This is a genomic window from Promicromonospora sp. NPDC023805, assembly GCF_040639635.1.
Taxonomy (GTDB): domain Bacteria; phylum Actinomycetota; class Actinomycetes; order Actinomycetales; family Cellulomonadaceae; genus Promicromonospora.
The window spans coordinates 129,719-149,876 of the sequence record NZ_JBFAAH010000014.1 but is presented as its reverse complement, the minus strand read 5'-3'; the positions used below and the strand labels follow the sequence as shown (position 1 = coordinate 149,876).

Annotated in this window: 20 protein-coding genes and 1 riboswitch; of the genes, 13 read left to right on the top strand and 7 right to left on the bottom strand. The window is 71.3% G+C overall.

Annotated elements, in window-relative coordinates; translation table 11 throughout:
* The first annotated feature begins 148 nt into the window (after positions 1 to 148).
* From AB0F70_RS15615 to AB0F70_RS15585, 7 genes are all read left to right on the top strand, one after another.
* Positions 149 to 1,129, top strand: coding sequence for a Gfo/Idh/MocA family oxidoreductase (locus AB0F70_RS15615; RefSeq protein WP_357449562.1), 981 nt, complete (start codon positions 149 to 151; stop codon positions 1,127 to 1,129).
* A gap of 122 nt (positions 1,130 to 1,251) precedes the next feature.
* Positions 1,252 to 1,376: riboswitch (TPP riboswitch) on the top strand.
* Between the two features lie 94 nt (positions 1,377 to 1,470).
* Complete coding sequence (locus AB0F70_RS15610; RefSeq protein ID WP_357449559.1) at positions 1,471 to 1,764, top strand: thiamine-binding protein; 294 nt, start codon at positions 1,471 to 1,473, stop codon at positions 1,762 to 1,764.
* Positions 1,761 to 2,534: an ABC transporter permease gene (locus AB0F70_RS15605; protein ID WP_357449555.1), complete on the top strand. Its 774-nt coding sequence runs from the start codon at positions 1,761 to 1,763 to the stop codon at positions 2,532 to 2,534. The genes AB0F70_RS15610 and AB0F70_RS15605 overlap by 4 nt, the downstream gene beginning before the upstream one ends.
* Positions 2,531 to 3,559 (top strand): ABC transporter substrate-binding protein, encoded by a 1,029-nt coding sequence (locus AB0F70_RS15600; protein WP_357449552.1) that lies wholly within the window; start codon positions 2,531 to 2,533, stop codon positions 3,557 to 3,559. Before AB0F70_RS15605 ends, AB0F70_RS15600 begins: the two co-directional genes overlap by 4 nt.
* On the top strand, positions 3,556 to 4,281 hold the full coding sequence (locus tag AB0F70_RS15595) for an ATP-binding cassette domain-containing protein (protein ID WP_357449549.1): 726 nt from the start codon (positions 3,556 to 3,558) through the stop codon (positions 4,279 to 4,281). The genes AB0F70_RS15600 and AB0F70_RS15595 overlap by 4 nt, the downstream gene beginning before the upstream one ends.
* Before the next feature lie 167 nt (positions 4,282 to 4,448).
* Positions 4,449 to 5,195 carry an isopentenyl transferase family protein gene (locus tag AB0F70_RS15590; protein ID WP_357449580.1) on the top strand — a complete coding sequence of 249 codons (747 nt, stop codon included), beginning with the start codon at positions 4,449 to 4,451 and terminating at the stop codon, positions 5,193 to 5,195.
* Entirely contained in the window at positions 5,192 to 5,746 is a 555-nt protein-coding gene (locus AB0F70_RS15585; protein ID WP_357449547.1) for a TIGR00730 family Rossman fold protein, read from the top strand. Before AB0F70_RS15590 ends, AB0F70_RS15585 begins: the two co-directional genes overlap by 4 nt.
* A gap of 57 nt (positions 5,747 to 5,803) precedes the next feature.
* On the opposite strand, the gene AB0F70_RS15580 is transcribed toward AB0F70_RS15585, so the two are convergent.
* From AB0F70_RS15580 to AB0F70_RS15560, 5 genes are all read right to left on the bottom strand, one after another.
* Positions 5,804 to 6,634, bottom strand: coding sequence for an amino acid ABC transporter ATP-binding protein (locus tag AB0F70_RS15580; protein WP_357449544.1), 831 nt, complete (start codon positions 6,632 to 6,634; stop codon positions 5,804 to 5,806).
* Entirely contained in the window at positions 6,621 to 7,280 is a 660-nt protein-coding gene (locus tag AB0F70_RS15575; protein WP_357449541.1) for an amino acid ABC transporter permease, read from the bottom strand. Before AB0F70_RS15575 ends, AB0F70_RS15580 begins: the two co-directional genes overlap by 14 nt.
* Before the next feature lie 44 nt (positions 7,281 to 7,324).
* The gene (locus AB0F70_RS15570; protein ID WP_357449538.1) at positions 7,325 to 8,122 is read right to left on the bottom strand and encodes an amino acid ABC transporter substrate-binding protein; all 798 of its coding nucleotides are present in this window, start codon (positions 8,120 to 8,122) and stop codon (positions 7,325 to 7,327) included.
* 80 nt (positions 8,123 to 8,202) lie between these two features.
* Complete coding sequence (locus tag AB0F70_RS15565; protein ID WP_357449535.1) at positions 8,203 to 9,120, bottom strand: AraC family transcriptional regulator; 918 nt, start codon at positions 9,118 to 9,120, stop codon at positions 8,203 to 8,205.
* On the bottom strand, positions 9,117 to 10,040 hold the full coding sequence (locus tag AB0F70_RS15560; RefSeq protein WP_357449532.1) for a cation diffusion facilitator family transporter: 924 nt from the start codon (positions 10,038 to 10,040) through the stop codon (positions 9,117 to 9,119). Before AB0F70_RS15560 ends, AB0F70_RS15565 begins: the two co-directional genes overlap by 4 nt.
* A 227-nt stretch (positions 10,041 to 10,267) precedes the next feature.
* On the opposite strand from AB0F70_RS15560, the gene AB0F70_RS15555 reads away from it, so the two are divergent.
* Positions 10,268 to 10,984, top strand: coding sequence for a methyltransferase domain-containing protein (locus tag AB0F70_RS15555; protein WP_357449529.1), 717 nt, complete (start codon positions 10,268 to 10,270; stop codon positions 10,982 to 10,984).
* Positions 10,985 to 11,034: 50 nt separating this feature from the next.
* Here the strand turns inward: AB0F70_RS15555 and AB0F70_RS15550 are convergent, their stop codons facing one another.
* Positions 11,035 to 14,520, bottom strand: coding sequence for a S41 family peptidase (locus AB0F70_RS15550; protein ID WP_357449526.1), 3,486 nt, complete (start codon positions 14,518 to 14,520; stop codon positions 11,035 to 11,037).
* Between the two features lie 113 nt (positions 14,521 to 14,633).
* Here AB0F70_RS15550 and AB0F70_RS15545 point away from each other — a divergent pair, with 113 nt between their 5' ends.
* Both AB0F70_RS15545 and AB0F70_RS15540 read left to right on the top strand, forming a co-directional pair.
* Positions 14,634 to 15,989 carry an O-acetylhomoserine aminocarboxypropyltransferase/cysteine synthase family protein gene (locus tag AB0F70_RS15545; RefSeq protein ID WP_357449523.1) on the top strand — a complete coding sequence of 452 codons (1,356 nt, stop codon included), beginning with the start codon at positions 14,634 to 14,636 and terminating at the stop codon, positions 15,987 to 15,989.
* Positions 15,986 to 16,468, top strand: coding sequence for a CoA-binding protein (locus tag AB0F70_RS15540; RefSeq protein ID WP_357449520.1), 483 nt, complete (start codon positions 15,986 to 15,988; stop codon positions 16,466 to 16,468). The genes AB0F70_RS15545 and AB0F70_RS15540 overlap by 4 nt, the downstream gene beginning before the upstream one ends.
* Here AB0F70_RS15540 and AB0F70_RS15535 read toward each other — a convergent pair.
* Positions 16,465 to 17,094 carry a hypothetical protein gene (locus tag AB0F70_RS15535; protein ID WP_357449517.1) on the bottom strand — a complete coding sequence of 210 codons (630 nt, stop codon included), beginning with the start codon at positions 17,092 to 17,094 and terminating at the stop codon, positions 16,465 to 16,467. The two genes, AB0F70_RS15540 and AB0F70_RS15535, sit on opposite strands and share 4 nt — an antisense overlap.
* A gap of 259 nt (positions 17,095 to 17,353) precedes the next feature.
* Between AB0F70_RS15535 and AB0F70_RS15530 the strand changes: the two genes are divergently transcribed.
* From AB0F70_RS15530 to AB0F70_RS15520, 3 genes are all read left to right on the top strand, one after another.
* Positions 17,354 to 18,058 (top strand): TetR/AcrR family transcriptional regulator C-terminal domain-containing protein, encoded by a 705-nt coding sequence (locus tag AB0F70_RS15530; RefSeq protein WP_357449514.1) that lies wholly within the window; start codon positions 17,354 to 17,356, stop codon positions 18,056 to 18,058.
* 158 nt (positions 18,059 to 18,216) lie between these two features.
* Positions 18,217 to 19,449: an alpha/beta hydrolase gene (locus AB0F70_RS15525; protein ID WP_357449511.1), complete on the top strand. Its 1,233-nt coding sequence runs from the start codon at positions 18,217 to 18,219 to the stop codon at positions 19,447 to 19,449.
* A 54-nt stretch (positions 19,450 to 19,503) separates the two neighbouring features.
* Complete coding sequence (locus AB0F70_RS15520; protein WP_357449509.1) at positions 19,504 to 20,145, top strand: uridine kinase; 642 nt, start codon at positions 19,504 to 19,506, stop codon at positions 20,143 to 20,145.
* Positions 20,146 to 20,158: the final 13 nt, after the last annotated feature.

Below are 20,158 nucleotides of genomic sequence, written 5' to 3'. Positions count from 1 at the left end.
CGTGACGACGCGGAGCCGAAGCCGGCCGCTGCGGCGTCGGGCTGGAAGCGGGTGGCGCAGCTGCTGCTCGCCGGGGAGACTCGGACCGGCGCTCTGCTTCGCGGACCTCCACTTCGGCGTATTCAGCGCTGGCACTACGCTCGAACGTATGACACACCTGCGATGGGGCATCCTGGCGGCCGGCGGGATCGCCTCGGCCTTCACATCAGACCTGAACGACAACGGCTTCACCGTGCAGGCGGTGGGGTCACGGTCCCTGGAGAAGGCGCGCGCCTTCGCCGACCGCTTCGGCATCCGGACGGCGCACGGCTCGTACGAGAACCTCGTGAACGACCCCGAGGTCGACATCGTCTACATCGCCACGCCGCACCCGATGCACGCCGAGGCCGCGAAGCTCGCGCTGGAGGCCGGCAAGCACGTGCTGGTCGAGAAGCCGTTCACGGTCAACGCCGCCGAGGCGCGCGAGATCATGGAGCTCGCCGAGGAGAAGGGCCTCGTCGCGCTCGAGGCCATGTGGACCCGGTTCCTCCCGCACATGGCGCGCGTGCGCGAGATCATCGCTTCCGGTGTGCTCGGCGAGGTCCGGACCCTGATGGTGGACCACACCCAGGACCTGCCGGACGACCCGGCGCACCGCATCAACGACCTGGCACTCGGCGGCGGCTCGCTGCTCGACCTGGGCATCTACCCCGTCTCGTTCGCCTGGGACCTGTTCGGTGAGCCGCTCACCGTGCAGTCGCACGCGACGTTCAAGGAGACGGGTGCGGACGCCACCATCGCCACGATCTTCGGTTACGACGGCGCCCGGGTCGCCACCACCATCTCGGCGTCGGACACCAAGGGCCCCAACCGGGCCTCGATCCTGGGCACCGAGGGACGCATCGAGATCGACGCCGTCTGGTACAGCCAGACGACGGTCCACGTGTACGACGCCGAGGGCACCGAGACCGAGACGTTCACCGCCGAGATCACCGGCCGCGGCATGCAGTTCCAGGCCGCCGAGGCCGAGCGCCTGGTCGCGGCCGGCGAGCTCGACAGCCCGCTCCTCCCGCGCGCGGAGACGGTAGCGATCATGGCGACGCTGGACACGATCCGCGAGCAGATCGGCCTGAAGTACCCGGGCGAGTAGCCCCACTGCCGGCACCCCCTTCGAGGCCTAGGCTGCTCCCTTCTGAACCGTTTCAGAGCGGAGGAACCTAGGCCTCGAAGGGGGTGCGCTTCCGGATCTGCCGTGCGGAGATGTAGCGTGTGCTCGCCAACGCGGGGAGCTCGGGGTAGCCGGGCTGAGAGGTATGGCCTGGGCATCGCGCCCGACGCCGTCGACCCGATCACTTGAACTGGGTAATGCCAGCGGAAGGACGTGCCTGACGGCGCGGGCGTTCGGTCGATGCCGTCCCCGAAGGGGGACGCGGCGGCGCCTCTGTCAGGAACCGGCGACCTCTGGTGTGCCCGTGCACGGAGGTCGCACACATGCTCGCCGAGATCCAGGTCTCTCCCCGCCCCAGCGGCACGCCCGACGCGAAGTACGCGTACGTCGACGCCGCCATCGCCGTCATCCAGGCGTCCGGACTCACCTACGAGGTGGGCGCCATGGGCACGTTCGTCCAGGGCAACCCCGATGAGGTGTGGGCGCTGCTGCGCGCCGTCCACGAGGCGACGATCGAGGCGGGCGCCGAGGGCGTCCAGTCCAACATCAAGGTCAGCGAGACCGCCGACGCCGGTGGTCCCACCATCTCGGAACTCATCACCAAGTTCCGGGCGTGAGCACGGGCGTTCGGCGGTGGGGGGCGCGGCGGGTGATCGCCCCGCTCCTCACCGTCGTCGTCCTGCTGGCCGTCTGGGAGGCGGCGGTGCGCCTGACCGGCGTGCCCGAGTTCGTGCTGCCCGCGCCGTCGCAGGTGGCGCTGACCGCCGTCGAGGTGGCGCCGCTGCTCGGCCCGCACGTCCTGACGACGCTCACCGAGGCGGTCGCCGGCCTCGTGCTCGGCACCGTCGCGGGCCTTGTCCTGAGCATCCTGGTCACCGCCTCGCGTGTGACCGGCGACGCCCTGTACCCGCTGGTCGTGCTGACGCAGACGGTGCCGGTAGTGGTGCTCGCGCCGCTGATGATCCTGTGGACGGGCTTCGGCCTGCTGCCAAAGATCGTCCTGGTGGCGCTCACCGTCTTCTTCCCCGTGCTCGTCTCGGCGGTGGGCGCGATGCGCGCCGTCGACGCCGAGCACGCCGACATGGTGGCCGGCCTGGGCGGCACCCGCCTGGACCAGTTCCTGCTGGTCCGACTGCCGGCGTCGATCCCAGGGGCGCTCGCGGGCCTGCGGGTCGCCGCGACCTACGCGGTGGGCGCGGCAGTGGTCGCCGAGTACCTCGCCGGGCAGTCCGGGCTCGGCGTGTTCGTGCAGCGGTCCCGCAAGGCCTACGCCGTGGACCAGATCTTCGTGGGCGTCGTCCTGATCGCCCTGCTGTCCGGCCTGTTCTTCGCCCTCGTCGCCGTGCTCACGCGCATCGCGACGCCGTGGCAGAGAGGAAAATCATGAAGCACTCCCCGACCTTCCTCGTCCGTTCGGCGGCCCTCGCGGCGGTAGTGCCCCTGGCGCTCGCCGGCTGCGGCACGTCTGCCGGCGGCCCGGCGTCCGACGGCGATCTCCGCAAGGTGACCGTCGTGCTCGACTGGACGCCCAACACCAACCACTCCGGCCTCTACCTCGCCCAGGCCGAGGGCTGGTTCGAGGCCGAGGGGCTCGACGTCGAGATCATCGAGCCCGGCGAGACGTCCGGGCTGCAGCTCGTCGCGGCCGGCCAGGCCGACTTCGCCTACTCCGTCGCGGAGGGTCTGGTCCCGGCGCGCGCGGCGGGGGCCGACGTCGTCTCGGTGGCGACGGTCATCGAGCACAACACGTCGTCCCTGATCAGCCTGTCGGACGACGGCATAACCCGCCCCCGCGACCTCGAGGGCAAGCGCTACGGCTCGTACGAGTCCGACCTGGAGAAGGCGCTGATCAGCAAGCTCGTGGAGTGCGACGGCGGCGATCCCGCCAAGGTCGAGTTCACACCCCTGGTCAGCGACGACTTCCGGATCGGCCTCACCGAGGACCAGTTCGACACGGCATGGGTCTTCGACGCGTGGGACACCGTCCGGCTGGGTGAGGTCGACGGCCTCGACGTCGAGACCATCGCGTTCCGCGACCACTTCGACTGCATCCCCGACTGGTACACGCCACTGGTCGCGACGTCCCGTTCCCTGCTCGACGACGAGCCCGACGTCGCGCGCGGATTCCTCGCGGCGCTGTCGCGCGGGTACGACGAGGCGGCCGCCGACCCCGACAGTGCGGCGCAGGCACTGCTGGAGGCGGCGCCCGAGCTCGACCCGGAGCTGGTCGAGGCGAGCGCGCTGTGGCTCGGCCCGCAGTACGCGTCTGGCGACTGGGGCACGCAGCGGGCCGAGGTGTGGGACGGGTTCGTCTCGTTCCTCGAGGAGGAGGGGCTCACCGAGCCCGGTTTCGACACCGACGCGGCGTGGACCGACGAGTTCCTCCCGGGCGGGGCGGGCGACCAGCCGTGAGCGTGCTCGCCGCACACGGGCTGAGCGTCCGGTTCGGTGACGTCGCCGCGCTGGAGGGCGTGGAGCTCGCGGTGGAGGACGGCGAGTTCGTCGCCGTCGTCGGGCCGTCGGGGTGCGGCAAGTCGACCCTCCTGCGCGCGCTCGGCGGCATGCTGCCGCCGGGCGCGGCGGTCTCCGGCACGCTGCGTGTCCCGAGCCTGCCCGACGGCGGAGCCGCCACGGCCTGGATGCCCCAGCGGGACGGGCTGCTGCCGTGGCGCCGGGCCTGGTCCAACGCGCTGCTCGGCGCCCGGATCGCCAGGGTCCCGCGGCCCGACGCCGAGGCGCGCGCCGCCGAGCTCTTCGAGACGTTCGGCCTGAGCGGCTTCGAGCGGGCCTGGCCGCACGAGCTGTCGGGCGGCATGCGGCAGCGGCTCGCGCTGCTGCGGACGTGCCTGGCCGGCCGGCCGGTGCTGCTGCTCGACGAGCCGTTCGGCGCGCTGGACCCGATCACGCGGCGGCGGATGAACGAGTGGCTCGCGGGGGTCGGGCTGGCCGGCGGCCTGGTCGAGGGTTCGGCTTCCGGCGTCGGGCAGCGGGCGGTGGTGCTCGTGACGCACGACGTGGACGAGGCGCTCGCCCTGGCCGACCGCGTGGTGGTGCTCAGCGCACGGCCGGGCCGGGTGGTGCTGGACGCGGCGGGCCCGAGCCGGGCCGAGGTGCTGGCTGCGCTGGAGTACTGAGCGGTCTAAGGGATCACACCCCTTCCCTGGTCAGTAGCAGTCGATCAGGTGCGTTTGATACCGAATGTTCACTTTTGTGCTACCGAATCTTCGCTTTCATGCTGGGGGCTCCTGCTCTACTAGAGGCAATCTAGTTGCCCCAGTCAATCAAAGGATGAACGGTGAAAATGTTCGGCAGCCCGGTCTCGGCAACTGTTCATCTCATCGCGGGACCCACCGGGGTCGGTAAGAGCGATGTGGCCTCGGGCCTGGCCCTGCGTACCGGAGCTCCGGTCGTTGTGGCGGACCGCATCCAGTGTTTCACCGACCTTGCCACCACCAGTGCCAGGGCCGGCGCCGAGGTGTCCGGCGTCCGACGGGTATGGCTGGGCGATCGCACCGTCGCCGATGGCGACTACTCCGCCGAAAGGGCCGTGGACGTGCTGGTGGAGACGGTGAGTGAGCTGAGCCGTACGGCATCGTCGGTGATCGTCGAAGGAGGGTCGATCTCGCTCCTGACAGTTCTGGCTGCTCGCCTGCCCAGGCTTCCCTGGGATTTCACTGTTCAGTTGTTGGCCCGCCCAGCGGACAACTCCCAGTACCTGCGCGCACTCACCTCGCGTGCGCACGTCATGCTGCGCCCGGAACCGCCGCTGCGCAGTCTCCTGGACGAGCTCGCGGAACTGTGGAGAGATCCCGCGAAACGTCCGTTCGCCGCCTCGGTGAACGGCCTGGAGGCCGTGCTCGAATGGTGTGACAAGCACTCTCTGGACCCGCAGGAAGCCACCATCTCCCATGTTCCTGAGGGCCTGCTGGACGAACTTGCGTGTTTGATCGCGCTGCGGCACGCCGAGCACGGAGCGGATCAGGAGAAGGCGTTCTCCGAGCTCTTCTCCGACCTCTCGATGCAGCTCCCAGCAAGGCTTGGCTCATGAACAGCGTCACCGTGTTCTGTGGAGCGGCGCCGGGCCGGGACCGCACCCACCTGCATACCGCCGCCCTGTTGGGCCGTGAGATCGCCGAAGCCGGGCTGCGCCTCGTCTACGGCGGCGCGTCCATCGGCCTGATGGGTGCTGTCGCGGACGCTGCTCTGGAAGCCGGCGGCAGCGTCGTCGGCGTCATCCCCGAGAGCTTCCCCCGGGAGATTGCCCACCAAGGTCTGACCGAACTGCACTTCGTCCCCAACATGCACCGGCGCAAGGCACTCATGGGCGAGCTCGGCGACGCGTTCGTCACCCTGCCCGGCGGCCTCGGCACCGCCGAGGAACTCTTCGAGGTCCTCACCTGGGCACAGATACGCCTGCACAGCAAGCCGTGCCTCCTGCTCAACCACGGCGGCTACTACGACCCCCTGCTTACGTATCTGAGTCACGCCGCGCAGGAGGGCTTCGCCGACGCGGCGGACATCGAACGCCTCGTCGTCTGCCATGACCCCGCCGAGGTGCTCCGTCACCTCACCGCCCTCCGGCAGCCCGCCGCCCGCTGAGCCACTCGGAAGAACTCTGCACAACCTGGTCTCGACGGGCTCGACCAGCGGGGTGGGTTAGTCGAGGGGGTGCAGGATCCGGTCGAGGAAACGGCGGGTGCGCTCCTCGGCCGGGTCGCTGAAGATCTGTGCGGGAGCGCCCCGCTCGACCACCACGCCGCCGTCGAGGAACAGCACCTCGTCCGCGACCTGGCGCGCGAACTGCAGCTCGTGCGTCACCACGACCATGGTCCAGCCCTCGTCCGCGAGCTCCTTCATCACGGTCAGCACCTCGCCAACGAGCTCGGGGTCGAGGGCCGACGTCGGCTCGTCGAACAGCAGGAGGTCCGGCTCGAGCGCCAGCGCACGCACTATGCCGACGCGCTGCTGCTGCCCGCCGGACAGCTCGTGCGGGTAGGCGTCGCGCTTGTCCGCGAGACCGACCCGGGCCAGGAGCTCCTCGGCGCGGCCGATCGCCGTCGCGCGGGGGATCCGCTTGACCTGCGTGGGGCCTTCGATCACGTTCTCCACGACCGTGCGGTGCGGGAACAGGTTGTGGTGCTGGAACACCATGGCGGAGCGGTCGCGCAGGGCGGCGCGGTTCGCCTTCGCCAGACGGGCGCCGGCGCGCCGGGCACCCCAGCCGCCGCCCGCCGCGGCGGCCTGGGCGCCGAAGTCGATGGTGGGCCCGCCGTCCAGCTCCAGCAGCCCGGCGTCGGGCGTCTCGAGTCCGTTGAGCGAGCGCAGGACCGTCGTCTTGCCGCTGCCCGACGCGCCGATCAGTGCGACCACCTCGCCGCGCTGGACCTGCAGGTCCACCCCGCGCAGCACGTGGTTGCTGCCGAACGACTTCTGGATGCCGCGGGCGGTCAGGAGGTTCGTGATCGGGGCGTCCTCAGTGCGCGACATACCGGTCCAGCCTCTTCTCGATAGCGTTCTGGCCGGCGGCGAGCACGGTGCAGATCATCCAGTAGATCAGGGCCGCCTCGGCGTAGATCAGCAGGAACTCGTTGGAGGACGCGGCGATCTCCTGCGCCTTGCGGAACATCTCCGTCACCAGGATGACGACGGCCAGCGACGAGTCCTTGACGAGCGAGATGAACGTGTTCGACAGCGGAGGCACCGAGACGCGAGCGGCCTGCGGCAGGATGATCCGGCCCAGCGTCCTGGCCGGCGACATGCCGACCGTCCAGCCTGCTTCCCACTGCCCCTTGGGCACGGACAGGATCGCCGCACGGATCACCTCCGCCGCGTAACCACCGACGTTCATGGAGAACGCGATGATCGCGCTGGGCCACGGTTCGAGCCGGATGCCGAGCTGCGGCAGGCCGTAGAAGATGATGAAAAGCTGCACCAGGAGCGGAGTGCCGCGGATGGCCGACACGTACGCGCGGCCGACCCACGACAGCACCCGGTTCGGTGACAGCCGCAGCAGCGCCACGACGAGCGCGAGCACCAGCCCGAACGCGAACGACACGAGGGCGAGCGGGATGGTGCCGATGAGGGCGCCCCGCAGGAGCGGCCAGAACGAGTCGGCGGCGAGCTGCCAGTCCATGTATCCCTCTCCCCGCGATCAGCGGAGACGTGTTGCGCGGAGCGTCACTCGGAGACGTCCTCGCCGAAGTACTTCTCGCCCAGCTCGGCGAGGGTGCCGTCGGCACGCAGCTCGTCCAGGGCGCCGTCGATAGCCGTCGCGAGAGCCTCGCGCTCGGGCGTCACGACGAACGCCGACTGCGACTCCTCCTCGGTCTCGGCGGCGACCTTGATGCCCGAGGCATCCTCGGTGTTCGCGTAGTCGAGGTAGGTCAGGCTGTCGTTGATCGTGGCGTCCACGCGGTCCTGCTCCAGCAGCGCCACGGCCTGTGCCCAGCCCTCGACGGCCTCGACCTGCGCGCCGTTCTCCTTGGCGAGGTCGTTCCAGTTGCTCGTGAGCGACTGGGCGGTGGTCTTGCCGTCGAGGTCGGCGAAGCTCTTGATGTCGGTGTTGTCAGAGGTCACGACGAGCACGCCCGTGGAGACCGTGTACGGCGTCGAGAAGAGATAGTCGGCCTCACGGTCCGGGGTGATGGTCACCTGGTTCGCGATCGTGTCGAAGCGGCCCGCGTCGAGGCCCGCGAAGATCGCGTCCCACTGGGTCTCCTGGAACTCGATCTCCACGCCCAGGTTCTCGGCGACGGCCTCGGCGACCTCGACGTCGTACCCGACCAGCTTGTCGGACTCGTCGTGGTAGCTGAACGGCCGGTACGTGCCCTCGGTGGCGACGGTCAGCGTGTCGCCGGAAACCAGCCCCAGCTCCTCGCCGGCACCGCCGGGCTCGCCCGAGCTGCCGCAGCCGGTCAGGGCCAGGAGGGCAGCGGAGGCTGCGGCGGCCGTGAGGAGGGTGCGGTTGCGAGACATGGGGAAGGCTCCGTTCGACGGTTGACACACATCGACATTGCCGATGCGCGACCCAAAACTAACTGATAGTCGGCGGGAACTCACACACGTTCACTCCGACGCCACCGGTCGGGGGTGGTCCCGTACCGGTCCTTGAACCGCCGGACCAGATAGGTGGCGTCACGCAGGCCGGTCCGGGCGGCCACGACACCCAGCGGCAGATCGGTGTCGCGCAGCATCCGGCGCACCTCGGTCATGCGGCGCTCGGTGATCCATTCCAGGAGCGTGCGGCCCGTCCGTTCGCGGACCACGGTGGTCAGGTGCCCGGGCGTGTAGCCCAGCGCCCGCGCGACGTCGGACGCCGATACCGGCTCCCGGAACGTCGCCTCGATCTCGTCGAAGACGCGGGTCACCAGCGGGTCCGGCGGCGCAGGGGCCGACGGCGCCAGCCGCGCCGCCGCGACGAGGATCCTGGTCAGCGCGGCCGACGCCGCATCGCGTGCCCCCAGCCGGCCCGGCTCCGACAGCTCCTCCTCGAGCTCCGTCAGCCACCCGGACCAGCGGGGGCGTTCGGCGTCCGGGACGTTGGCCCCGGCCCCGGCTGGCGGCGTCGCGAGCGCGAACAGCGCGAGGATCGGGTGGTGCGCCCAGGCGAGGGGCGAGACCGACGCGAGCGAGGGGACGGCGTCCGGCATGAACGCGACGCTCCAGGCCCGGCAGTGGTGCGGGTCGGTCAGGGTCGCGGAGTCGATCGCCTGCCCCGGCGGGATGGCGTGCACGTCGCCGTCGTGCAGCGGTGTGTGCCGGCCGCCCAACGCGATGGTGCCTCCGCCCCGCTCGATGTAGACGAGCACCAGGAAGTCGTGCGCGTGCCTGTGGTCCCGTGGGGGGTGCGGGTGATCGACCTCGAAGTCGATCCGTGTGACCTGCACCGGCAGCGCGCCCGGACGCGTTGGGTGCCGGTACACCGGGGTGCCGTCCGGGCGGACGGTGCGGAGGCGGGCCTCGGCGGGCCTCACCGGTCGTCCGGCACCGCAGGCGTCAGGACCGCGTCGACGATCTGCGGGATGCGTTCGAGCTGCTCCTCGAGGTCACGCAGCCGGACCGCTACGTGCGACTCGGACTCGTCGCCGGGCAGGTCGATGCTGGCGACCAGCAGGATCTGCCGCGGTCCGACGAACTCGAGCCGCAGGCGGCCCACCCGGTGGACACCCGGCAGGGCCTCGATCCGCTCGCGGACCGCCTGATGGATCCGCTCGTCCGCCACCTCGCCGGTCAGGAACCGCCGGTTGCGGTCGAACAGCACCACCGCCACCACGCACAGCAGCAGCCCGACAAGGATCGAACCGATCGCGTCGTACCTGCCGTCGCCGGTCACCTGGTGCATCGCCATACCGCCGGCCGCGATGACGAGGCCGACAAGAGCCGCTGCGTCCTCGGCGAGCACCGCGCGCAGCGTCGGGTCCGAGGTGGCCAGCGCGTGGTCGAGCAGGTCCCGCCCGAGCGCCCGCGCCTCCTTCCCGGTGCGTCGGTAGGCCTGCAGGAACGAGACCCCTTCGAGGCAGAAAGCGACCGCGAGCACTATGTACCCGACCGTGTAGGAGCCGGTCTCGCCCGTCGCATCGAACTCCTGGATGCCGTGATAGACCGACACCACACCGCCCGCGACGAAGAGGCCGAGCGCGGCCAGCATCGACCAGACGTAGGCCTCCCGGCCGTAGCCGAGCGGGCGGTCCGTGTCCGGCGCGCGGCTCGACTTCCGCTCGGCGACCAGGAGGAACACCTCGTTGCCCGTGTCGGCCCAGGAGTGGGCGGCCTCCGCCACCATCGACGCCGATCCGGTCAGGACCGCCGCGAACGTCTTGGCCGTCGCCACCGCGAAGTTGGCGGCGAAAGCGATCACCACGGTCAGCGCCGAGCCGCCCCTGTCCCGCGCCATGCGTTCCCCCTCCGTCGTGCCTCGTTCGACGCTACCGCCGTCCCGGCCGGAGTGCCTGCCCTCGGCTGCTGGCCGATCCGATCGCCAAGACCGAGGATCGTGCTATCGCCACCGACTTCCGTGCTGCGCCCGCCCCGCGGAACGTCCGATGCTGGTGTGCAGCGGGACCTGCGTGGCAGGGAACTGTGTACCCACCCGCGTCACCATCGGACGGAAGGCACTCCCGGATGAGCACGACCGTGCGGATCCTCGACCATCGCACCCCCGAGGAACGTGAGCGCGAGTTCCTGCCCGGCATGGGCAAGCCGTGGCTGCTCCCGTTCTACGACCTGTTCTCGCGCCGCGTCGGAGCACGCGCCCTGCACGAGCGCGCGGCGGCGCTCGCGGACGTCGCGCCCGGCCAGTCCGTGCTCGACGTCGGCTGCGGTACCGCGAACCTGGCGCTCACCGTGCTGCGGGTGCAGCCGGCCGCGCGAGTCACCGGCCTCGACCCCGACGCCGGTGCGCTGCGTGTCGCCGCCCGCAAGGCGACCCGGCGCCGGGTGCCGATCACGCTCGTGCAGGGCTTCGCCGACCGGCTCCCCGGCGGGGACGGGGCGCTCGACCACATCGTGTCGGCGCTCGCGCTGCACCATGTGCCCGAGGAGGGTCGAGTCCTGTTCGCCCGCGAGGCCGTTCGGGTGCTCCGTCCGGGCGGGAGGGTGACGATAGTGGACTTCGGGGGCACGGACCGCAGCGGGCACGGGCACGGCGGGCACGACCGGCGCGGGCCCGGCCACCGTGCTGGGCACGGCACGCCGCGCGGGCACGGCAGACCGCGCGGGCACGGCCAGGCCGACCTGGTGCGCCTCCTCGCGGACGCCGGATTCACCGACGTCCGCGAGGTCGAGCACGTGGAGCACCGCTTCGGACCGATCACGTTCGTCCAGGCGACGCGGCCCTGACCGGCCGGCCGGCACCGCTGGTCGACCAAACGAGTGGATCGGCGCCGGGGCTACCGGCGGCGGACCTGCGGCTCCGGCATCGCGGGCGGGACCGCTGCGGGGCGTTCCGCGAGCCGGCGGAACGCCTCGGCCATACCGGCCTCGAGCTGTGGGTCGACGTCGGAGAAGTAGTCCGCCGGCGTGTGTCGCACCTCGATATCGGGGTCGACGCCGTGGTTCTCGACGCCGAAGCCCTTGCCGTCGAGCCAGAAGGCGTACCGCGGCTGGGTGATCCCCGTGCCGTCCACCAGGTCGAAGCGACCGTCGATGCCGACCACGCCGCCCCAGGTCCGGACGCCGACCACCGGTCCGACGTCGAGCGCCTGCGCGGCGGCGTTCACTATGTCGCCGTCGGATCCGGCGTACTCGTTGGTGACCAGCACGACCGGACCGCGCGGGGCGCGGTCAGGGTAGGAGCTGGGACGGTCGTAGTGCCGGTTCAGGCCCCAGCCGGCGACGCGCGCGGCGAGGCGTGCGATCACGAGCTGCGACGTGTGGCCACCGCCGTTGAACCGCACGTCCACGACTATGCCCTCGCAGTCGGTGGCGAGCCGGAGGTCGCGGTGCAGCTGCGCCCAGCCCGTGCTCATCATGTCCGGGACGTGCACGTACCCGAGGCGGCCGCCGGACTTCTCGGCGACGTACTCGCGGCGCGACCGCACCCAGTCCTGGTAGCGCAGGTCGGCCTCGTTCGCGAGCGGCACGACGACGACGCGGCGGTCGGCGGTCCTCGCCTGGTCGCCGTCCGAAGCAGCGCCGTCCGGCCCGACGGCGGGTCGCCGCAGCGTCAGCTCGACCGGGATCTCGGCCGCGCCGACCAGGTTCGCCGACGGGCCTGCCGTCGGGTCCACCGGCCGCCCGTCCACCGCGACGATCAGGTCGCCGGGCTGGGCGTCGACCCCGGCGGCGCGCAGCGGTGACCGCGCACCCGGGTCCGACGACTCGCTCGGCAGGACGCGGTCGATCCGCCAGCCGTCGGCGGTCCGGGAGAGGTCCGCGCCGAGCAGGCCGAGCTTGCTGGACGTGTCGCCCGGCTCGTGCGGCCTGCGCACGTAGGCGTGCGACGTGTTGAGCTCGGCGACGGTCTCCCAGAGCACGTCCTCGAGGTCGTCGTGCGTGGCGACGCGGTCGACCAGGTGACGCCAGCGCGCCACCACGCCGTCCCAGTCGACGCCGTTCATGTCCGCCCGCCAGTAGTGGTCGCGCATGATGCGGGCGTTCTCGTCGAACATCTGGTGCCACTGCGCGCGGGGGTCCACCTCGTAGCGGACGCGCGACAGGTCGATGTCGAACGCACCGGGGTCGTCGTCGCCCGGCTTGCTCGTCGCCGACTGCGTGCTGAGCCCGTACCCGGTGCGGATCACCACCCGCTCGCCGTCGCCCGACACCGCGTAGGCGCGGACCTTCTCCGCGACGTCGGTGGCCTTGCGCGCCTCGAACGACCAGAACTGCAGCACGTTGGGTACCGGGTCGGCCTCCGAGCCCGCGTGGCGCGAGCCGAGCACACCGGCGTCGTCGGTCTCGTGGATCCAGAGCACCCCGCCCTTGGCGGCGAGCAGGTCGCGATAGCGGCCCGACACGACCGGGAACGGCACCACGCGCTCCTCGGCACCGTCGAAGTCGATGTCGGGCGAGGCGTTCTCGGCCTTGTGCTTCTTGTCGGTCGCCTCGCCGGCGTCGCCCGTCCGGTCGCCGTCCTTACCGGTGTCCTTGTCGTCGGACTTGTCGTCGGACTTGTCGTCGGACTTGTCGTCGGGCTTGTCGTCGGGCTTGGCCAGGCGCCATCCGTCGGCGCTGGGGCCGAACGGCGCGGGCTCGGTGGCCGCCAGCGGGATGAGCCACGGTCGGGTGGCGGCGCTGAAGGAGAGGGCGAACTCGTGGGAGTCGTAGGACGGGTCGAACGTGCGGTCGGAGAGGAACACCACGTACTTGCCGTCATCGCTGAACGCGGGGGAGAAGTCGTGGAACCGGCCGGACGTCAGCGCCTTTCCCGCCGGGTTCTCGGCGTGCAGGTCCGCGACGAGGAGCTGGTGGTGGTCACCCTCGCTGCCCGTGGGGCTCGACCAGGCGAGGTACCGCCCGTCCGGGGAGAACGTCGGGGACGCGGCCTCTCCGTTGCCGGACCGGCCGAGCGGGGTGATCGTGCCGGGCTCGACCCTGTCGGCGCCGTCCGTGCCGTCGCCGTCCGGAGCGTCCACGGCGGGCATGGTGACCAGGCTGATGCGACCGTCGTGCGAGATGGCCGCCACCTTGTCTCCCGCCGGGCTCGCGGCGAGGTGCAGCACCCGGCCGAGCTCGCCGGCCGCGAAGCGCTGGGGCTCGACGCGGGGGCTATCGGTGGAGGCATCGGGCAGGGCGTGGACCTCGAGCGCGTCCTCCCTGCTCTCGCCCTGCGGGGTGCTGCGGGGCGCATCCGTCACGACTACCGCACGCCCGGTGTCGCCGAGCAGTACTGGCTCCCGCACCCGGACCGACGGGTCGGCCACGAGTGCCCGCGCCGGACCCGCACGATGGGTCACCCAGTACGCGGTGCCGAGCCAGCCGACGACGCTCGCGTCGCCGGTCCTGTCCACGGCCAGACCGTCGACGTTGGTCGGGGTCGATTCCGGGTCGGCCCAGTACGGCTGCGGCAGCGCGCCGGTGAGCGTGATGTCGAGCCGACGCGGCGTGCCGTCCAGGCCGTCGAGCAACCAGAGGTCGCCGCGGCTGTGCCACACGATGCGCGAGCCGTCCGACGTGGCGTCGCGGACGTAGCCCTCCGCCTCCGACTGCGTCGTGAGCTGTCGCGGTTCGGGGGTCTCCGTGCCGGTCGCGAGGCCGTCGAGCACCCACAGGTTCGCCTGCTCGTCGGCGTGGTCCGGGAACGTGGCCGCGCGGTCCGACGTGAACACCAGCGCGTCGCCGATCCAGTGCGGGTCGTAGACGCCTGCCTCGTCGTCGGGCAGCGGGCGCTCCCAGTCGCCCGAACCACGGTCGATCCACAGGACCGAGGCCGTGCCGCCCCGGTATCGCTTCCAGTAGGCGGGGGTCCGGTAGCCGGCGGAGACGAGGGCTGTCGTGCGCCCACCGTCCGGACCCAGGTGCTCGGCCACGCCCCAGGAGGGCCCGTAGCGCGGGGTCTCGACGGTGCCGTCGAGGCCCACCGCGCGCACCACGGTCAGCGAGCGCTCGTGCGCTCCGGCGTTGGAGGCGACGAGCACCCGCCCGGCGTCGTCCCAGCCGAGCACCATGGTGGTGGTTCCGCCGAGCCAGGTCAGGCGTCGCGTGGCGCCGTCGGCCAGCTCGACCACGTAGGCCTCGGGGTGGCCGTCCTTGTGCGACACGTAGGCGAGACGCGTGCCGTCGGGGGAGAAGCGCGGGGTGGAAGCGGGGGCGTGGTCGCTGGTCAGGCGCCAGGCGCGACCGCCGGAGACCGGGGCCAGCCAGACGTCGTCGTCGGCTACGAAGGCCACCTGATCGCCGTGGATATGAGGGAAGCGGAGATAGGACTGGGTCACCGGTTCAACGTACTCGCGCGGTCTGACACGCGTCATCGGAAATCGCTCAGGGCAGTAGGCGAGGCGGCGGGTGCTGCTTCGGGGGCCGCGCCCGGGCCACTACGGTGAGGACGATGACCGAGCACACCTTCGGGTTCCGCACGCGGGCCCTGCACGCAGGGGGTATCCCTGACGCGGCGACCGGGGCACGGGCGGTGCCGATCTACCAGACCACGTCGTTCGTGTTCCGGGACACCGAGGACGCCGCGAACCTCTTCGCGCTGCAGAAGTACGGCAACATCTACTCGCGCATCGGCAACCCGACGGTCGCGGCACTCGAGGAGCGCATCGCCTCGCTGGAGGGCGGCATCGGTGCCGTTGCTACCGCGTCGGGCATGTCCGCCGAGTTCATCACGTTCGCCGCGCTCGTCGGGGCGGGCGACCACGTGGTCGCGTCCGCGCAGCTCTACGGCGGGACCGTCACGCAGCTCGACGTGACGCTGCGCCGGTTCGGGGTAGTGACCACCTTCGTGCCTGGCACCGACCCCGCCGACTACGCGGCCGCGATCACGCCCGAGACGAAGGTGCTGTACACCGAGGTCGTCGCGAACCCGTCGGGCGAGGTAGCCGACCTCGAGGGGCTCGCCGAGGTGGCCCACGCCGCCGGCATCCCGCTGGTCGTGGACGCGACGCTCGCGGCGCCCTACCTCGTGCGCCCGATCGAGCACGGCGCCGACATAGTGATCCACTCCGCGACGAAGTTCCTCGGCGGGCACGGCACCACGCTCGGCGGTGTGGTCGTGGAGTCCGGCCGGTTCAACTGGGGCAACGGGAAGTTCCCGCAGATGACCGAGCCCGTCCCGTCCTACGGGAACGTGAGCTGGTGGGCGAACTTCGGCGAGTACGGATTCCTCACCAAGCTGCGGTCCGAGCAGCTGCGTGACATCGGTCCAGCGCTCTCGGCGCAGTCCGCGTTCCAGCTGCTGCAGGGAGTCGAGACGCTGTCGTACCGCCTGGACGCGCACCTGGCGAACGCCCGGGCCGTCGCCGAGTGGCTCGACACCGACCCGCGGGTCTCGTACGTGCTCTGGGCCGGGTTGCCGTCGCACCCGCACCACGAGCGGGCGCAGAAGTACCTGCCGCTCGGGCCGGGTTCGGTCTTCGCGTTCGGTCTGCGGGTCCCGGCGGCAACCGACCTGCCCGACGGCGGGAGCGTCCCCGACGCCGATGGCGCGCCCGACGGCAGGGATGCGGGACGGCGGTTCATCGAGTCGCTGCAGCTCGCGTCGCACCTGGCGAACGTCGGTGACTCCCGCACGCTGGTCATCCATCCGGCGTCGACGACGCACCAGCAGCTGAGCAGCCAGCAGCTCGAGGCAGCGGGCGTACCAGAGGACCTCATCCGTATCTCCGTGGGGCTGGAGGACGTAGAGGACATCCTCTGGGACCTCGATCAGGCCCTGACCAAGGCGACGGGAGCGAACCGATGAGCGAGACCTGGCAGGGGCCGGCCCTTCAGGACCGCCTGCGGATCCTGCGTACGACGACGTCGGTCGCGATCGTCGGGGCGTCGGCGAACCCGGCGCGAGCCAGCTACTTCGTCGCGTCATACCTGCTCTCCTCCTCTTCGTACGACGTGTACTTCGTGAACCCGCGGGCGACCGAGATCCTGGGCCACCCCGTGTACCCGAGCCTGGCCGACCTGCCCGTGGTGCCCGACCTCGTCGACGTCTTCCGGCGGCACGACGATCTGCCGAGCGTGCTGGACGAGACGGTGGCCGTCGGCGCCAAGACGCTCTGGCTGCAGCTCGGCCTGTGGCACGAGGACGTAGCGCGCGGGGCTGAGGCCGCCGGGCTGGACGTGGTGATGGACCGGTGCCTCAAGATCGAGCACGCTCGGTTCCACGGTGGGCTGCACCTGGCTGGCTTCGACACCGGCGTGATCAGCTCCCGGCGCGCGGACCACTAGGGCCGTACCCCGCTGTCCCGGGCGTGCGGCGCGCGCGACGGACCCCACCGCAGACGCCACCAGCTGCCGGACTCCCGCACGTCCGCGCTGTCCGAGGCGATCTCGTCGGGTGCGGGCCAGCGGGGACGAGCACCGTCCCGCCCTAGCCGGCCGACCAGCCACGCCCAGAGTGCGGGATGCTGCGCGGCTCGCGCGTCGGCGTCGGTACGGCCGCCCTCGAACCGCACGTAGACCGCGGCGACGCTGACGCCCTCGTCGGGTGTCCCGTAGCCGCCGACCCATACCCGGGCCTTGATCCGCCGCGGCGCCGTGGTGATGGCGTGCGTGACCTGTTCGAGAGTGGGCCCGCCGCAGAAGCTGCGTGCCAGGGCCCGGGGCGGGAACGTGGTGCGGATCAGGTGCGCGTCGATCGGGTCACCGAGCAGGGTGGCGAAGCTGCCGCCGTCCGCGAGCCCGGCCCAGGGCACGAGGTTGTCCACCACCCGGTAAGCGGGGGACCGCAGCAACCAGCCTGGTGCGTCGTCGTGAGCCGTGGCGGGCCTGAGTGCCTGACGGCGGTCGCGGTCCTGTCGGCGTGCTCCCAGGTCGATGACCGGTGCTTCCTGGGCTTCCTGCGCTCCTGGCATGTGTCCCCCTGCCGGACGGCGTGTGATCGGCGGTGCTCGGTACCTGTCTCGGCACGATCCTCGACCGGTCGGGGACGCCCGGGAGGCAGTCATCCGAGATCTGTGGACGAAGGGCCGCAAGGACCTCCTGTGGTCGGGCTCGTTCGCTTGGAAGCCCGTCGGGAGGGTCGCGCGGCCCCGCGCGCGGTCGGGACATCGTCCGTCGGAGTTCCGATGCGCACAGTGTGCGCTACGGTGGCCGAGACCCCGAGGAGGTCCCATGGCAGAACCGTCGATCCCATCGGTCTGGGCCCGCGAGCCGGTCAAGCGGGCTTCCGGGCTCAATCGCGAGCGGATCGTCGCCGCCGCGCTGAAGCTGTTGGACGAGGAGGGCCTGGAGGCCCTGAGCATGCGGTCGCTCGGCAAGCGGCTCGACGCGGGCGCGACCTCGATGTACCGGCACGTGACCAACCGGGACGAGCTGATCGAGCTTGTCGTGGACGAGGTGTACGCCGAGGTCGAGGTGCCCGACGCCGCCGGGAGCGAGGGTTGGCGGGCGAGTGCTGCCGCCGCCGCGCGGAGCTTGCGGGACATGGCCCTGCGTCACCCGTGGGTGACCGGGGTTCTCGGCCAGGTGGGGCTCTCCTACCTCGGACCGAATCTTTCCCGGGCCTCGGAACGGCTGCTTGCCGTGCTCGGTGGCGCCGGCCTCGATCCGCGTGAGGCCGACCATGCGGTGAGCGCGATCACCGCGTATGTGGTCGGCACGGTCACCAGCGAGACCGCATGGCTCTCTCTTGTCGCCGAGAGCGGCAAGGGCGAGCGCGAGCTCCTCGCCAGTCTCCAGCAGGTGCACGAGCATCTGCTGGAGACGCCGGCCGCGAAGGAGCACAACGATCCGGCCCGGCACCGCGAAGAAGGTTTCACGTTCGGGCTGGACCTGGTCCTCGACGGGCTGGAGGCCCGTCTGCGCCGGAGATCTTGAGCTCTGATCATTGACCGGGTGGCGCGGGAGCGCGCCCGGTCTCTCTGTGCACGGGTCTTGTTCCAGCGGTTCTGAAAACTCTCTTGTCTTCTTCATACCCCTCTGCGTACAGTGTGCGCATCGAGCGCACACCGTGCGCACTATTTGGAGGAGTCATGATGACCGACACCGCTATCCCGGACACAGCGACACCGGTGGGGGCTCCCGCGGTCCGGCGCAAGCTGCTCGCCCGTCTGTTCGGCGGCTTGGGCCGAGGTCTGTCCTGGTGTGTCGCGGGCCTTACCGTTCTCCTCGCACTCGCCTTCTTCGGCGGTCCGGTTCCGTTCGGCCCGGCCGAGGACACGGTCGCCGTCGTCGCGATGCTCGTGCCGTGGATGGCCGGTGTGCTCATGGTCTTCGCGGCCGTCGCCGTGGCGGCTGCCGCGCTCGCCTGGCGGTCTCGTCGCCGCGCCCTCCTCACGGCCAGCGCGCTCGCCGGGGTTCTCGCCATCTCGATGGTCGTGGTGCCGTTCGCAGGTGCCGCTGCGCTGGCCGACGAGTACGACGCGTCGTTGTCGTTCGCCGGCCAGCTCGCGGGCCTTGAGGCTCCGGCGCCCGATGCGACCGCGACGTACGCCGTCGTCGAGGGTGAGGAGCTGAAGGTCGACGTGCACCTGCCCGAACAGGTGGAGGGTGCGCTGCCCGCCCTGGTCTACGTGCACGGCGGTGGCTGGCGCGAAGGCACCCGCGACGAGAGCGCCGCTGCGCAGGAGTGGCTGGCAGAGCAGGGCTTCGCGGTCTTCTCGATCGACTACCGTCTCGCTGACGTCCCGCGTTGGCAGGACTCGGTCGGCGACGTCAAGTGCGCGCTGGGCTGGGTGCGGTCGCACGCCGCGGACTACGGCGTCGATGCGACCAAGGTGTCGATCGCGGGCGACTCGGCCGGTGGACAGCTCAGCATGATGGCCGCCTACACAGTCGGTGACGAACGGTTCGCGCCCTCCTGCCCGACCGAAGAGGCCCCGGTGGCCTCTGTGATGACCTGGTTCGCCCCGATGGACCTCGTCGGCCTCGCCAAGGACACCAAGATGCCTGCCTACGCCGAGCAGGCGCTGACGAGCTTTATCGGCGGCTCGCCCGATGCCGAACGCGCCGCCTACGAGGCATCCTCACCGATCAACGCCGTCGCCGAGGGCCTGCCGCCGACGATGATCGTGCAGGGCGCGGCGGACCGCCTGATCCCTGTGGAGCAGGGCGTGGCGATGGCCAGGGCGTTGGAGGAGGCCGGGGTACCGGTCTCGCTCCTCGATGTGCCGTGGGCCCACCACGGTTTCACGGGCCAGTGGAGCGGTTGGGCCGCCCAGGCGATGCGGCCTGCGGTCGGTGGCTTTCTCGACCAGCATGCTCGCTGAGCCGACTCGTGGACGCCCGCCCGGAGTGGCCTGCACGCTTAGAGTCTCTTCACGATGAGCACACGTGTAGAGCCGGTCAGCGGAGCGCTTCTCGTCGAGCGGGTCGTGGACCTTGTCCTTGCCCGCGCCGACGGTTCGGACGGACAGCACGTCGGCAAACAGCTCCGCCTGCTCGTCGACGGGCACCCGTCCACGCACCCCGAGCTGCTGGCCGATGCGCTGGTCGTGCCGCTCGAGGCTGCCGGCCGTCCCGCGGCGCGGGTCGGTGTCCGGGACTTTCTCCGCCCGCGGTCCCTCCGGCTGGAACGAGGGCGCGAGGACTCCGACAGCCTGCTCTACGACTGGATCGACGTCGGGGCGCTGAACCGTGAGGTGCTCACGCGTGTCGTCGACCGGCAGGAGTACCTGCCCAGCCTGCGCGACCCCGACACCGACCGCGCTACCCGGGTCGGTTACGTCTCCGCCGCACCCGGCACCGTCGTCGTGCTCGACGGGGCGCTCACCGTCGGACGCGGGCTCGACGTCGACCTCGTCGTGCATCTCGCGCTCAAGCCGGCGACGCTCCGCCGTCGGACGCCGCCCGCTGAGGCCTGGACCATCCCCGCCTACGAGCGCTACGCCCAGGAGATCGAGGGTGCACCGGACCTGGTGGTCCGGGTCGACCACCCGGACCACCCGGCCCTCGTGCACACCTGAGCCGGTGCAGCAG

Bases quoted from the DNA above. Each gene is read 5' to 3' on its own strand.
- AB0F70_RS15590 (WP_357449580.1), top strand. From the start codon at position 4,449: ATGTTCGGCAGCCCGGTCTCGGCAACTGTTCATCTCATCGCGGGACCC.
- AB0F70_RS15555 (WP_357449529.1), top strand. From the start codon at position 10,268: ATGAGCACGACCGTGCGGATCCTCGACCATCGCACCCCCGAGGAACGT.
- AB0F70_RS15570 (WP_357449538.1), bottom strand. From the start codon at position 8,122: ATGTCTCGCAACCGCACCCTCCTCACGGCCGCCGCAGCCTCCGCTGCC.
- AB0F70_RS15545 (WP_357449523.1), top strand. From the start codon at position 14,634: ATGACCGAGCACACCTTCGGGTTCCGCACGCGGGCCCTGCACGCAGGG.
- AB0F70_RS15530 (WP_357449514.1), top strand. From the start codon at position 17,354: ATGGCAGAACCGTCGATCCCATCGGTCTGGGCCCGCGAGCCGGTCAAG.
- AB0F70_RS15600 (WP_357449552.1), top strand. From the start codon at position 2,531: ATGAAGCACTCCCCGACCTTCCTCGTCCGTTCGGCGGCCCTCGCGGCG.
- AB0F70_RS15560 (WP_357449532.1), bottom strand. From the start codon at position 10,040: ATGGCGCGGGACAGGGGCGGCTCGGCGCTGACCGTGGTGATCGCTTTC.
- AB0F70_RS15615 (WP_357449562.1), top strand. From the start codon at position 149: ATGACACACCTGCGATGGGGCATCCTGGCGGCCGGCGGGATCGCCTCG.
- AB0F70_RS15540 (WP_357449520.1), top strand. From the start codon at position 15,986: ATGAGCGAGACCTGGCAGGGGCCGGCCCTTCAGGACCGCCTGCGGATC.
- AB0F70_RS15520 (WP_357449509.1), top strand. From the start codon at position 19,504: ATGAGCACACGTGTAGAGCCGGTCAGCGGAGCGCTTCTCGTCGAGCGG.
- AB0F70_RS15610 (WP_357449559.1), top strand. From the start codon at position 1,471: ATGCTCGCCGAGATCCAGGTCTCTCCCCGCCCCAGCGGCACGCCCGAC.
- AB0F70_RS15575 (WP_357449541.1), bottom strand. From the start codon at position 7,280: ATGGACTGGCAGCTCGCCGCCGACTCGTTCTGGCCGCTCCTGCGGGGC.
- AB0F70_RS15535 (WP_357449517.1), bottom strand. From the start codon at position 17,094: ATGCCAGGAGCGCAGGAAGCCCAGGAAGCACCGGTCATCGACCTGGGA.
- AB0F70_RS15525 (WP_357449511.1), top strand. From the start codon at position 18,217: ATGACCGACACCGCTATCCCGGACACAGCGACACCGGTGGGGGCTCCC.
- AB0F70_RS15585 (WP_357449547.1), top strand. From the start codon at position 5,192: ATGAACAGCGTCACCGTGTTCTGTGGAGCGGCGCCGGGCCGGGACCGC.
- AB0F70_RS15580 (WP_357449544.1), bottom strand. From the start codon at position 6,634: ATGTCGCGCACTGAGGACGCCCCGATCACGAACCTCCTGACCGCCCGC.